Here is a 13,466-nt window from a genome sequence, read left to right as displayed (position 1 = left end):
GGCGTTACCTTTGCGCAAATTTTGATAATGACAACTTTCGAATCGCTTGGATTAAGCGAACCGCTGCTTCGTGCAGTTACAGACCTTGGATTTACCACACCTACCCCTATACAAGAGCAGGCTATCCCGGTGCTGCTTTCCGGCACCAACGACCTCATTGGCCTGGCGCAAACGGGCACGGGAAAAACGGCAGCATTTGGCCTGCCGCTGCTTCAACTCATCAATCAGGACGACCGGCACCCGCAGGCCCTGATCGTTTGCCCCACCCGCGAATTGTGCATGCAGATCGTGAATGAGATGGAGCTGTTTAAAAAGTTTCAACCGGCGGTACACATCGTAGCCGTGTATGGTGGCACATCTATTACCAACCAGATCCGCGACATCCGCCGCGGCGTGCAAATAGTGGTGGCCACACCGGGCCGCCTCATCGACCTGATTGAGCGCAAAGCCATCAACCTCGAAGAGATTAAATACGTGGTGCTCGATGAAGCTGATGAAATGCTGAACATGGGCTTCCAAGAAGATATTGAGGCTATTTTGAAAAATACGCCGCAGCGCGACAGCACTTGGCTGTTTAGCGCTACGATGCCGCCCGAAATCCGCAACGTAAGCAAGCGGTATATGAAAAACCCAACTGAAGTAACGGTGGGTAAAGTAAATACTGCCAATAAAAACATCGACCACCAATACCTGGTTACAACTGCGCAGCACCGTTATGAAACGCTGAAGCGCCTGATTGATTTTAACCCGGGCATGTACGGCATCATATTTACCCGCACCAAAATGGATGCGCAGGATATTGCCGAAAAACTGACCCGCGAAGGATACGACATTGAGGCCCTGCACGGCGACCTGAGCCAGGAGCAGCGCAATAAGGTAATGGGCAAGTTTCGGGATAAAGCGTTGCAATTGCTGATTGCAACCGACGTGGCCGCACGGGGCATTGATGTGTCGGGCATTACCCACGTAATCAACTACGAGCTGCCCGATGACGTGGAAGTATACACCCACCGCAGTGGCCGTACCGGCCGTGCCGGCAAAACTGGTGTTTGTCTTTCCATTGTACACATGCGTGAAGCGCACCGCATCCGCACCATTGAACGTATGATTGGTGTGCCGCTGCACAAAATGGAAATTCCTTCAGGTAAAGATGTGTGCCGCAAGCAGTTTTTCTTTTTTATGGAGAAACTAATCCAGGCTGATGTTAGCCACGGCGATTATGAAACGTACATGCCGCTGCTGGAGGAAAAATTTGCCGATATGAGCAAAGAAGAAGTGCTGAAGCGTGTGGCCGCATTGGAATTCGACCGGTTTTTGAAATACTACGAAAACTCGGAAGACCTGAACGTACGCAGCCGCGAACCACGCGAAAGAAGGGGCGAAGGCACGTTTGCCGAACGCAGCCGCGAAAGCCGTGGCGAACGCAAGCAATACGGCAGCGGTGGTGGAAACTTCACCCGCCTGTTTGTAAACCTGGGTACAAAGGATGGCTTTTACAAAGCTTCATTCCTGCAGTTTATCCTCGACCTGAGCGACCTACGCAAAGATGTGCTGGGCCGCATCGATATGCGGGAAATGAACAGCTGGGTAGAAGTGGACGCAAAAGCGGCCGATCAAATGATTCGTTCCATCGACGGCAAAAACTTCCATGGCCGCCGCATCCGGATGAATCCTGCCGATTCTGCACCCTTTAAGCGTGAAAAACGATAAAAAATTTGGTTCTTTTTTGAATATCCTTTAGTTTTACTGCCATGTTATTGACGAAAGCTTATTACGGATTTTATTTTACCTTCTTTAGTAAAGAAGCCGGGATGCTTTTGTTGTAACCGAACCGAATAAAAAATCTACAACATAGAATCCCGGCCTGGAGGCCGGGATTTTTTTTGCGGCAATTGCAACAGATGGAAACACAACGGGTATCAATTCAAGGTTTTGAAGGCAGCTTTCACCAGGTGGCGGCACAGCAGTTTTTTGGCAAAGGCGTGGAAGTAGTGCCCTGCGCCACCTTTCGCGAAGTGGTGAAAATTGCAGGCAATAAAAAGGAAAGCACCGGCGGCGTGATGGCCATCGAGAATTCCATTGCCGGTTCCATTTTACCCAACTACAACCTGTTGCAAAAAAGCGGGCTCAAGGTCACCGGTGAAATTTATTTGACCATCAAGCAAAACCTGATGGTGAACCCGGGTGTTCAAATAGAAGATATCAAGGAAGTGCATTCGCATCCAATGGCGTTGCAGCAGTGCCTGGATTTTTTAGACAAACATCATTGGAAACTGGTGGAAAGCGAAGACACGGCACTGAGTGCAAAACGCCTGGCAAAGGCCCGGAGCAAACACCACGCGGCTATTGCTTCCAAGCTGGCTGCCGACCTGTTTGGGCTGGAGATCATTGCGCCGAACATCCATACCATGAAAGCGAATTATACCCGCTTCCTGGTGTTGCAACGCAGCGACGCTGCCCTGCCGGTGATCGATGCAGATAAAGCATCCATTCATTTTCATACCGACCACTCAAGGGGCAGCCTTGCCAAAGTGTTGAGCGCTATTGCGGGCCAGGGCATTAACCTGAGCAAACTGCAAAGCTTTCCGATCCCGGGCAGCGACTGGCGCTATGCCTTTCATGCCGACCTTGAGTTTGAATCGGCGGGGCAATTGGAAAGTGCATTGAACGATATACGGCCGCTGACCGCTGAACTGACGGTGTACGGCATTTACAAAAAAGGAAAAACCATTTAAGCAACCACCATGGAAATCTCTGTAGCCAAAAGGCTGGACGGCATTGGTGAATATTATTTTTCGCAAAAGCTAAAGCAGATCGACGAGCTGAATAAAACCGGCGCGCCGGTCCTGAATCTGGGCATTGGCAGCCCCGACCTTCCGCCACATCCCGACGTGATTCGGGTGCTGCAGGAAGAAGCAGCAAAGCCCGGCAACCATGCTTATCAAAGCTACAAAGGTGCAGAGGCTTTGCGCAAAGCGGTTGCGCAGTGGTATGCAACATGGTACGGCGTGGAGCTCGATCCGGCATCGGAAATATTGCCGCTGATTGGTTCAAAAGAAGGCATCCTGCACATCTGTATGACCTACCTTAATGAAGGTGACGTTGCGCTGATTCCAAACCCCGGTTATCCTACATACCGCAGTGCCGTGCAGTTGGCTGGTGGCACTTGTTTGCCCTACGAGTTGACCGCAGCAAATAATTATTTCCCCGACTTTGAAGCGTTGGAACAAACCGACTTGTCGCGGGTAAAACTGATGTGGGTAAACTACCCGCAAATGCCCACCGGGCAACTGCCGCAAACCGAAGTGTTTGAGCGCCTGGTACAGTTTGGAAAAAAACACAACATCCTTATTTGCCACGACAATCCATACAGTTTTATTCTCAACGATCAGCCTGCAAGCATGCTGGCGGTGGATGGTGCAAAAGAAGTGGTGCTGGAGCTGAACTCGCTGTCCAAATCGCACAACATGGCCGGCTGGCGGGTTGGTTTTTTACTCGGTGCTGCTGATCGCATCAATGAAGTGCTGCGTTTTAAAAGCAATATGGACAGTGGTATGTTTTTGCCGCTGCAATTAGCCGCAGCAAAAGCCCTTTCACTGGATGCTTCCTGGTATCAATCGGTAAACGAACAGTACCGGCAACGCAGGCAAAAGGCCTATGAATTGCTCGATCTGATTGGTTGCACTTATTCAACCGATCAGGCAGGTATGTTCATCTGGGCGCAAATACCAGCCGATTATAGGGATGGTTTTGCAGTGAGTGATGAAATATTGAAAACAGCCCGTGTATTTATTACACCTGGCGGCATATTTGGCAGCGCAGGCAATGGCTTTATCCGCGTTAGCCTGTGCAGCCCTATTGAAAAATTAGACGCGGCCATTAACCGAATTAAAGAAGCAAGGAAGGTACCGGCATGAAAGCGGCAATTGTAGGCATTGGATTGATTGGCGGCAGCATGGCGCTGGCACTTAAAGAAAAAGGCCTGGCGCAGCAAGTGATTGGCGTGGACCAAAAAGAAGCGCATACAAAAAAGGCCTTGGAGTTAGGTTTGGTGGATGAGGTGTTGCCTTTGGAAGAGGCGATTGATGCAGTGGATCTTGTTGTGTTGGCAGTGCCCGTAAGTGCTATTGCAACCCTGGCACCAACCGTGCTGGACTATGTACAAAACCAGGTGGTGATGGATGTAGGTTCTACCAAACTGGCTATGATTGAAGCCATTGCCAACCACCCAAAACGCAGCCGCTTTGTAGCTTCGCACCCCATGTGGGGTACCGAATACAGTGGGCCCGAAGCAGCGGTGCGGGGCGCATTTGAGCAAAAAGCAACGGTGATCTGTAACCGAAAAGATAGCGATGCCGATGCCGTGGCGCTTGTAGAAAACCTGTACCGTGCATTGGGCATGCACCTGGTGTATATGGATGCAGCGGCACATGATGTTCATGTGGCGTACATCAGCCATATTTCGCACATTACTTCATTTGCATTGGCCAATACGGTTTTGGAAAAAGAGAGGGAAGAAGACGCCATTTTCGAGTTGGCCAGTGCCGGTTTTGAAAGCACCGTGCGGCTTGCAAAAAGTAATCCGGATACCTGGGCCAGCATATTCATGCAAAACAGGGAAAACGTACTCGATGTTTTGAACGAACATATTTCACAACTGCGCAAATTCAAAGCCTGCCTGGAAAAGGAAAACTATCCATACCTCGCCGAGCTGATGAACAATGCGAACAGGATCAAGAAAATATTGAAATAGGGAAGTGGTGAGTTTTTAGCGTAAAACTCAAAGCTCAAAGCTTCCTCCAAACTTATAAAACCATAAACATGCAAACAGTAACCAACCCCGCAACACCTGCCGTACAACAAGTATGGCAAAAAAGGCCGCTGATCATATCAGGGCCGTGCAGTGCAGAAACCGAAGAACAAGTGCTGGAAACCGCGCAGCGCCTGGCCAAAACCGGTAAAGTGGATGTGCTCCGTGCCGGCATTTGGAAGCCGCGTACCCGCCCCGGTTCTTTTGAAGGCATTGGCACCAAGGGCCTGCCCTGGCTGCAACAAGCCCGCAAGCAAACCGGATTGCTCACGGCAGTGGAAGTAGCTACCGGCAAACAAGTGGAAGATGCGCTGCACTTTGATGTGGACATTCTTTGGATCGGTGCACGCACTACCGTCAACCCTTTTTCTGTACAGGAAGTGGCCGACGCCCTGCGTGGTGTGGACAAGCCCGTACTGATCAAGAACCCCATCAACCCCGACCTGGAATTGTGGATCGGTGCTGTGGAACGTGTAGCAAAAAGCGGCATTAAAGATATTGGGTTGATCCACCGTGGGTTCTCATCTTACGGCAACAGCGAATACCGCAATGCGCCGATGTGGCACCTCGCTATTGAAATGAAGCGCCGCAACCCGGAACTGCTCATGATCAACGACCCGTCGCATATTTGCGGCCGCCGCGATATTCTGCAGGAAGTGGCGCAAAAAGCCATTGATCTTGATTTCGACGGATTGATCATTGAAAGCCACATCGATCCGGACAATGCATGGAGCGATGCCAAACAACAAATTACACCGGAGCGTTTAGCAGAGATGTTGGGCAGCATCACCTGGCGCCGCGAAGATGTAGCATCGGAAGAATACCATGCTGCATTGGATAAACTGCGTGCACAGATCGATCACCTGGATGACGAACTGTTGCAGATTCTTGGCCAGCGTATGAAAGTGGCTGAAAAGATTGGCACTTATAAAAAGGAAGCCAACATCACCGTTCTGCAAACCAACCGTTGGAACGAAATATTGCAGCGTGCTACTGCAAAAGGCGAGAAACTGGGCCTGAGTGCCGATTTTATCACCCGTTATTTTGACGCAGTGCACCTCGAAAGCATCAACCACCAAACCAAGGTGCTGAATTCATAAGCAGCTATTGCATGTTTATGGTTTTATAAAAAGCACTGAGCCACGGGCTATGAGTGACGAGCATTTTGCTTGACACTCGTAGCCCGAAACTCAATGCTGTACGCTGCAAGGCATTTTACCCCTCAATCGCCCACCTCTCACAGCAACGCATGACCGAAAAAAAGATTCAGTTCAGCCGGCAAAAAGTTTCGCTCCATTTCGGTGGTTCGTTTAGCCAGTTAAAAGACCTGGTTCCGAAAAAAAATACTGTGCTCATTACTGACGAGCACTTGTTTCAACTGCACAGCAAAAAGTTTGGCGGCTGGCAAACCATTGTCATCAAAGCAGGGGAGCAGCATAAAGTGCAGGCTTCTGTCGATCACGTCATCAACCAGCTCATTGACATGAAAGCCAACCGGCAAACCGTGCTGGTGGGCATCGGTGGCGGCGTTATCACAGATCTCACGGGTTACATTGGTTCGGTGTTCATGCGGGGCATTGCGTTTGGTTTTGTGCCCACGTCAATATTGGCAATGGTGGATGCATCAATAGGTGGAAAAAATGGCATTGATGTAGGCGCATATAAAAACATGGTGGGCTGCATCAACCAGCCAAACTTTTTGTTGTACGATGCATCGCTATTAAAAACCTTGCCGGATGGTGAGTGGCGCAACGGGTTTGCCGAGATCATCAAACATGCGGCCATCCGCGACCTTTCGATGTTTCGGCAACTGGAAAAAGCAGACCTGAAATTTTACCAGAAAGACAAAGACGGACTGGAAAAGCTCATTCGGCGAAATGCGCTGCTGAAATGCAGTGTAGTGCAGGAAGACGAGTTTGAAAAAAATATCCGGCGCCTGCTCAATTTTGGCCACACGCTGGCCCATGCGATTGAAACGCCGTATGGTTTGCCGCATGGCCATGCCGTGTCAATCGGGATGGTGTTTGCAGCAAAACTCTCCGAACAGCGCATCGGCTTTAAAGGTGCTGAACGACTGCAACGACTGATTGCACAATACGGCTTGCCCACTCACCTCGATTACGACCGCGAACAAACTTTTTCTTTGCTCACCAGCGATAAAAAAAAGGAAGGTGCTGATATGAATTTTGTGTTGTTGGAAAAGCTGGGCAAGGCAGTGATACAAAAGATCGAGCTCAATACTATTTACAATTACCTCTGATGATCGCAACTATTCAACCTGGATCCGTAGCCGGAACCATTACAGCACCCGCATCCAAAAGTGCCATGCAACGGGCTTGCGCCGCAGCATTGGTTCGTAAAGGTGTTTCCCATTTGCACAACCCCGGTGTATCGAACGACGATAAGGCAGCATTAGACATCATCCAGCAACTGGGTACTACCGTGCGGCAACAAGATGAAATCATCGAAATCAGCAGTGGCGGTGTACAGCCCGTTTCTGATAAAATTGATTGCCACGAAAGTGGGCTCTCCATTCGCATGTTTACTTCCATTGCTGCATTGGCGAGCAGCGCCATCCAGGTGGTGGGCTCCGGCAGTTTGGCAAAACGTCCCATGCACTTTTTTGACGAAGTGCTGCCGCAACTGGATGTTACCTGTAAGAGTAATGGCGGTCATTTACCGTTAAATATCAAGGGTCCACTACAGCCCCGCGACATTACCGTTGATGGTTCACTGTCATCGCAATACCTCACGGGTTTGTTGTTTGCTTATGCTGCGGCTGGCGCATCGGGTGTCACGATCCATGTGACCGGTTTGAATAGCCGTCCGTATGTTGACCTGACACTGAAAGTATTGGAGGCATTTGGTTTACCCGTACCCCAAAACAAGAACTACGAAGCTTTTTATTTTGCCTCAAATGTGCAGCATAATGCCGAGCCGGTACACTACACCGTTGAAGGTGATTGGAGCGGTGCAGCTTTCCTTTTGGTGAGCGGCGCTGTTGCCGGAAACCTCGTTGTTAAAGGCTTGGACCTGCAATCGGCGCAGGCCGATAAAGCTGTGATGCAGGCACTGATGCAAGCGGGCGCCATCATGAGCGTGCAGGAAGATCAGATTGTACTAAAGGCATCGAAGCTAAAAGCATTTCAGTTTGACGCAACAGACTGCCCCGATCTGTTTCCGCCATTGGTAGCGCTTGCTGCTTATTGCGACGGCACCACAGTGATACAAGGCACGAGCCGGTTGACGCACAAAGAAAGCAACCGTGCACTGACGCTGCAGGAAGAATTTGGTAAAATGGGCATCACCATCACGTTGCAAGACGACCTGATGCTGGTGGCTGGCGGAACCGGCGTAACAGGCACCGAAGTTTCTTCGCATAACGATCACCGTATTGCCATGGCCGCGGCAGTGGCTGCACTTAAATGCAACGGCACTATGACGGTAACCGGTGCTGAAGCAGTGAATAAATCTTACCCGCATTTCTGGAGCCACATGCAACAATTGGGTGCATTGGTGGAAACAAAAAATTAGGCACAATGCCACGATGTTTATTGATTAATCAATCAATAAGCATCGTGGCTCAAAATATCAACCATGAATTCATTTGGCCGTTTGTTCCAGGTCAGCATTTTTGGCGAATCGCACGGCCCTGCAGTGGGCGTTATTATTGATGGCTGTCCTGCAGGCATTGAGCTGTTGCCCGAACATTTTACTACCGATATTGAGCGGCGCAAGGGCGGTACGCAAAAAGGCACCACGCCCCGCCAGGAAACCGACGAGCCGATTTTTCAAAGCGGTGTATTTCGCGGCAAAACAACCGGTGCACCGATCACCATTTTATTTCAAAACAACAACACCCGCTCCGGCGATTACGAAAAGCAACGGGCATTTCCGCGTCCCGGCCATGCCGATTTTGTGGCGTCGAAAAAGTTTGGTGGCCATGAAGATTTTCGTGGCGGCGGGCATTTCAGTGGGCGGCTTACAGTGTGCCTGGTTGCAGCCGGTGTTGTGGCAAAACGTGTGTTGGGCTCAATAGAAGTGGCTGCACAGATTCTGGAAATAGGAGGAGAGCAGGATTTGGAAAAAGGTTTGCAAAAAGCCATTGATGCAAAAGACTCTGTAGGGGGAATTGTCGAATGCGTAGTAAAAGGCCTGCCCATTGGTTTGGGCGAACCGTTTTTTGATTCGGTTGAATCGGTGATGGCACATGCTGCATTTTCTATTCCCGCGGTAAAAGGCGTGGAGTTTGGTGCAGGATTTCTGGCAGCAAAGATGTTTGGCGTAGCCCATAACGATGCATTGCTAGATGGAGAAGGGCGCACCGGCAGCAACAATGCTGGCGGCGTGGTAGGTGGCATCACCAATGGAAACGACCTGGTATTTCGCGTAGCGATCAAACCAACATCATCGACACCCAAAGAACAGGAATCTTTGAATTGGGAAACAGGACAGGTGGAGAAATTTTCCATCAAAGGCCGACACGATCTGTGCATCGCATTGCGGGTGCCACCGGTACTGGAAGCAGTTGCTGCCATGTCGTTGGCCGACCTGATGTTGCTCGAAGGAAAGATACCGAGGGCAGTGAATGGATAGTGCGGAATAAGGCAAAAGGCAAAAGTAAAAAGGCAAAATGGGCGAGGCAGAATTCTGTTCCGCTGTCTTAAATCAAGAGGCTTTTACTGTCTCAGTTTTGTCTTTTGAATGAACGTGCACATTTTGCTTTTACTACAGCGTTGTCGAACTTTTGTGTTGCAATTTTAATGTAGTAAATCACAACGTTTGAAAACTTATTTAGCAGCCCATTAGACTTCAATTTCCCAAACGCAATTATTCAAATCAAAACTCCCTTTTTTACTTTTGCCTTTTGACTTAAACCTAAACTATGCATTCATACATCGTCAATGCTTCCATTCAAATTGTTCCGTTGGCGCAGGACCGGCATCCATACCTGTGGGTAGATGAGGCCATTGCTATTATCGAAGCATCGGGTGTGCGGTTTGAAGTAGGTGCATTTGCAACAGTGTTGGAAGGCACACATGATGCAGTAATGCAGGTAATTAGCGATGTGCAGGAACACCTCTATCAAAAAGGCTGTGCCGAATGGATCACCAGCATTCAATTGCAGGTACGCAGCAGCGGCGATATCACCGGGGATGAGAAAACAGCCAAATATCAATTAGCTAACTTGGCTAGCTGGTGAAAGCTTAGATCAAGCACATCGTATTTTGCTCCATCGGGCCAGCTGTAATGCCACCACTCAGTAGCAAGTGCCCGAAAGCCGTTTTGCTCCATTACATTTTTGAGCAACGCCCTTGCTTCTTGTTGCGCAGCGGTCAGGCCTTTATAATTATGGTGGGCAGCTTCGGTAAAATGATCGAATGGCGTGCCCATATCCAGCTCTTCACCGCTGCGCAAATCGATCAGTGTAACATCAACAGCAATGCCGCGGTTATGGCCCGAGCCTTTTGCAGGATTGGCCACATAACGTTCATCTTTGATTAAATCCCACATTTCCTTCGTGGTGCTGTGCGGCCGGTATGCATCCCACACTTTTAACCCCAAACCCATTGTTGCTAATTGTTGCTGCACTGCAGCAAGTGCCCTTGCCACCGGCAGCCGTACAAATGTTGTTTTCGCTGGCGGATAGAGTTGCACACCTGTAAAGTTTTTTGCGGTGGCATATTGTAATTCGATGATGATGCCAGGCACAAACCTATCCAACGCAACCATTTTTTGCATGCTATCGGCTCGAACAAGGTGTTTGTGTTGTGCAGGTTTGTTAATAACTTTTAGGGTTTGCTCCTGGCTAAAAATGAATAATGGTGTGGTTATTGCTGAACAGGCTGCGCATATTAACCGCCTGTTCACCCGCATGGTGCATAAGATATAGTGCAACATAAGCAGATTTTTGCCTGCAAAAGTTCGGATATGCCTGCAGGTGGTTAATGAGGTAACCAATTCCTTTTTGTTAAGGTTAAAAACCTTCTATTTCACCCATCAAGGGCACACGTAAATTTCCGGGGTAAACCTACCTTTTAGTTTTGGCCGGTTAAAATTTACTTTGCCCAAAGGCTGAAATGCGCTGATTATCGTCAGGTATGATAGGTTTTAACGATATATGGTTTGCCGTTCCCGCTATAGGTTTTACTTTCGCAAACATTCAACGATGATGGTTTTTGCGGCAATTAACCGGGTTGCTGTTGAAACAGATGTTACACAGAGCGGCATTAGACACTGAAGGGATTTGTTCCATGCAATTAACCCATTCGTATGAAGCAATTTTTAAGACTCTTTTTCCTGTCATTGATGATCCTGTTTACAGAACTCAATGCGCAGGAACCCGATGAGCCCGTTGCGGAAATAAAAACGTATTATGGTACTGCCTCTTATTACGCAGATAAATTTACCGGCCGTAAAACAGCAAACGGCGATACGTACGACCCCGATAATTTAACGGCGGCTTGCAATGTGTTGCCCCTCAATACCTGGATTCGGGTCACTAATTTAAGAAATAACAAATCTGTTTTGGTACGCACCAACGATCGGTTGCACCCCAAAATGAACCGCATTGTGGACCTGAGCAAAGCCGCAGCAAAAACGCTGGGCTACACCAATTCCGGCCTTACCCGTGTAAAAGTGGAAGTGCTTGGAAAAAAGAAACCTAAATTGGGAGAATAATCGGCCACTATTGGCTGATATGCGGTAATTGGTTTTATTTGCCTAAATTAAAACCAACCACTTATGAACCGTATGCACCTGGCCCTGTGCCTGTTGCTTTTCTTCGCCAGCCCTGTGGTGGCACAGGATAGCGAAGGAACCCAAAACAGTGAACTGCGTCCCGCCTCGCTTGGTATCTCCGTTATTTTCAACGACTTTATTACTGCCCGCAACATCCGCAATTCGTCCATCGAATCGGCTATCAACAATAGCCAGACGGCCAAATTGCGGAATATGAATGCAGGCCTTGCGGTAACTTATGCGCAGGGTTTGCTGCCCAAGCTTGACCTGGGTGTCACCGTTGGTTTTACCTCGGGTTCTGTAGTGCTGCGCAATAAGCCTGATCAAACAAAAAACATTGGTTTCCTCACAGCCGATGCATCGGTCCAAGCCAAAATGCTGCCCGAAACATTTCGATTGATTCCCTACGTTTCCGCTGGCATTGGTGCCACAGTAGCCGATGGTTATTACGGCGCTATGATGCCGTTGGGTGTGGGCCTGCGGTTTCGCATTTCCGACGAATTTTCATTGGGGCTGCAATCGCAATACAGGGTAGCTGTAACCGAAACATCGGGCTACCATTTGTCGCATGGCCTTACGGTGTATGGCAAACTATAAGCTGATTATATTTAATAAAAAAGGAGCAGTATTCACTGCTCCTTTTTTATTGCTTGTATATAAAAAATGAATTTCGATTTAATATACGATCATGGCAGTTGTAAAAAATGTTGCCCTTCGGTGTACTCTGCATCCAGTGCATCAATGATGGTTTGCAGGTGTGCCGGGTTGTTGATAAAATCAGCATTGGATGCATCCACAATGATTGTTTTGATGCCATGCTGCCGGATATAATGCGTATAGGTTTGCTGGATATTCGACAGGTATTCGTCTGGAATATTTTGTTCGTAAGGCCTTGCTCTTTTTTTAATATTCTCCTGCAGTTTTGTTACTGGTGCATGTAAAAAAATCAGGATCTCCGGTTGCACCAACTGCTGGATGATGATGTCGAACAGGCGCTGGTACAAACGAAATTCATCTTCGGGTAGTGTAACCTTTGCAAACAAGAGGCTTTTGGTAAACAAGTAATCGGAAATGGTAACTTGCTGAAACAATTCTTTTTGCTGCAGCATTTCCTTCAACTGCTTAAAACGTTCAGCCATAAAAAATAGCTCCAGCGGGAAAGCATATTGTTTGGGATCCTCGTAAAATTTCGGCAGAAAAGGATTGTCCGCAAACTGTTCCAGAATGAGCCGTGCATCAAAATGCTTGGCCAATAAATTAGCCAACGTCGTTTTTCCCGCACCTATATTTCCCTCAATTGTAATAAAGTTATACTTCATCTGCAGTGGCTGTTCAACGGCCGCAAAACTAAGCGAAATCTTTGCCCTGTTTTAATTGAGCTCACTACAATTTATGCACGGCCAGTGTATCGGGACATTGCTTTAAAAGTTGCAAAATAGTTTGGCCCGTTACCGGGTGCACTACTTGCGGCGCAATCTCGGCAAGCGGCACCAGCACAAAGCGCCGGTTGGCCATTTGCTGATGCGGCAACTGCAAACGCGGTGTATCAATGATGTCATTGTTGAACAGCAAAATGTCGATATCCAACAGGCGCGGCCCGTATTTTTCCACGCGTTGCCGGCCCGCCTGCAGTTCTATTTGCTGCACGGTTTGCAACAGGCTAAACGAATCCAGCGCTGTATGCACCAGCAGCACCTGGTTCAAAAAATCGGGCTGGTCCTCTTTGCCCCAGGCAGCGGTGCGGTACACCGACGATGCGGCAACGACAGGACCGCATTGCCGGGCAATGGCCTCTTTTGCCGCCTGCAGCACGGCCTGTGGGTGGCCCAAATTTCCGCCTGTAAGCAGATACACTTTGTTCATCAAACAGCCTTTGTGGCCGGCAAATATCTTTAGAAATTTGCGCACATACCTT

The 13,466-nt window shown here is 48.8% G+C and carries 14 protein-coding genes; 11 read left to right on the top strand and 3 right to left on the bottom strand.

The features are described from left to right. Positions 1-27: 27 nt before the first annotated feature. The 9 genes from EPD17_RS13990 to EPD17_RS13950 all read left to right on the top strand — a co-directional run bounded on the left by EPD17_RS13990 (position 28) and on the right by EPD17_RS13950 (position 10,013). On the top strand, positions 28-1,710 hold the full coding sequence (locus EPD17_RS13990) for a DEAD/DEAH box helicase (protein WP_114233715.1): 1,683 nt from the start codon (positions 28-30) through the stop codon (positions 1,708-1,710). Between the two features lie 191 nt (positions 1,711-1,901). Continuing rightward, the gene (locus tag EPD17_RS13985; protein WP_132055169.1) at positions 1,902-2,735 is read left to right on the top strand and encodes a prephenate dehydratase; all 834 of its coding nucleotides are present in this window, start codon (positions 1,902-1,904) and stop codon (positions 2,733-2,735) included. A 9-nt stretch (positions 2,736-2,744) separates the two neighbouring features. Further along, positions 2,745-3,917 (top strand): pyridoxal phosphate-dependent aminotransferase, encoded by a 1,173-nt coding sequence (locus EPD17_RS13980; protein ID WP_132055167.1) that lies wholly within the window; start codon positions 2,745-2,747, stop codon positions 3,915-3,917. Continuing rightward, the gene (locus EPD17_RS13975) at positions 3,914-4,753 is read left to right on the top strand and encodes a prephenate dehydrogenase (RefSeq protein ID WP_132055165.1); all 840 of its coding nucleotides are present in this window, start codon (positions 3,914-3,916) and stop codon (positions 4,751-4,753) included. The genes EPD17_RS13980 and EPD17_RS13975 overlap by 4 nt, the downstream gene beginning before the upstream one ends. 68 nt (positions 4,754-4,821) lie before the next feature. Then, positions 4,822-5,910, top strand: coding sequence for a chorismate mutase (locus EPD17_RS13970; protein ID WP_114233718.1), 1,089 nt, complete (start codon positions 4,822-4,824; stop codon positions 5,908-5,910). Between the two features lie 149 nt (positions 5,911-6,059). After that, on the top strand, positions 6,060-7,070 hold the full coding sequence (gene aroB, locus EPD17_RS13965; RefSeq protein ID WP_132055158.1) for a 3-dehydroquinate synthase: 1,011 nt from the start codon (positions 6,060-6,062) through the stop codon (positions 7,068-7,070). Beyond that, positions 7,070-8,344 (top strand): 3-phosphoshikimate 1-carboxyvinyltransferase, encoded by a 1,275-nt coding sequence (gene aroA, locus EPD17_RS13960; protein ID WP_132055148.1) that lies wholly within the window; start codon positions 7,070-7,072, stop codon positions 8,342-8,344. Before aroB ends, aroA begins: the two co-directional genes overlap by 1 nt. Positions 8,345-8,407: 63 nt before the next feature. Continuing rightward, positions 8,408-9,406: a chorismate synthase gene (locus tag EPD17_RS13955; RefSeq protein ID WP_132055146.1), complete on the top strand. Its 999-nt coding sequence runs from the start codon at positions 8,408-8,410 to the stop codon at positions 9,404-9,406. A gap of 289 nt (positions 9,407-9,695) precedes the next feature. Then, positions 9,696-10,013: a thiamine-binding protein gene (locus EPD17_RS13950; protein WP_132055144.1), complete on the top strand. Its 318-nt coding sequence runs from the start codon at positions 9,696-9,698 to the stop codon at positions 10,011-10,013. Here EPD17_RS13950 and EPD17_RS13945 read toward each other — a convergent pair. Further along, the gene (locus EPD17_RS13945) at positions 9,986-10,534 is read right to left on the bottom strand and encodes a M15 family metallopeptidase (protein ID WP_165929617.1); all 549 of its coding nucleotides are present in this window, start codon (positions 10,532-10,534) and stop codon (positions 9,986-9,988) included. The two genes, EPD17_RS13950 and EPD17_RS13945, sit on opposite strands and share 28 nt — an antisense overlap. Positions 10,535-11,083: 549 nt before the next feature. On the opposite strand from EPD17_RS13945, the gene EPD17_RS13940 reads away from it, so the two are divergent. Then, complete coding sequence (locus EPD17_RS13940) at positions 11,084-11,491, top strand: septal ring lytic transglycosylase RlpA family protein (RefSeq protein ID WP_114233724.1); 408 nt, start codon at positions 11,084-11,086, stop codon at positions 11,489-11,491. Between the two features lie 63 nt (positions 11,492-11,554). Then, the gene (locus EPD17_RS13935) at positions 11,555-12,148 is read left to right on the top strand and encodes a hypothetical protein (protein WP_114233725.1); all 594 of its coding nucleotides are present in this window, start codon (positions 11,555-11,557) and stop codon (positions 12,146-12,148) included. 89 nt (positions 12,149-12,237) lie between these two features. Here the strand turns inward: EPD17_RS13935 and EPD17_RS13930 are convergent, their stop codons facing one another. Next, on the bottom strand, positions 12,238-12,870 hold the full coding sequence (locus EPD17_RS13930) for a deoxynucleoside kinase (protein WP_114233726.1): 633 nt from the start codon (positions 12,868-12,870) through the stop codon (positions 12,238-12,240). Between the two features lie 64 nt (positions 12,871-12,934). Next, a complete protein-coding gene (gene folK, locus EPD17_RS13925; RefSeq protein WP_240040626.1) occupies positions 12,935-13,459 on the bottom strand; it encodes a 2-amino-4-hydroxy-6-hydroxymethyldihydropteridine diphosphokinase in 525 nt (174 codons plus the stop codon). Positions 13,460-13,466 lie beyond the last annotated feature (7 nt).

It is taken from the genome of Pseudocnuella soli (genome assembly GCF_004347775.1).
Lineage (GTDB): Bacteria > Bacteroidota > Bacteroidia > Chitinophagales > Chitinophagaceae > Flavisolibacter > Flavisolibacter aquaticus.
The sequence above is the reverse complement of the archived record's forward strand: the minus strand, read 5'-3'. Positions and strand labels throughout refer to the sequence as shown.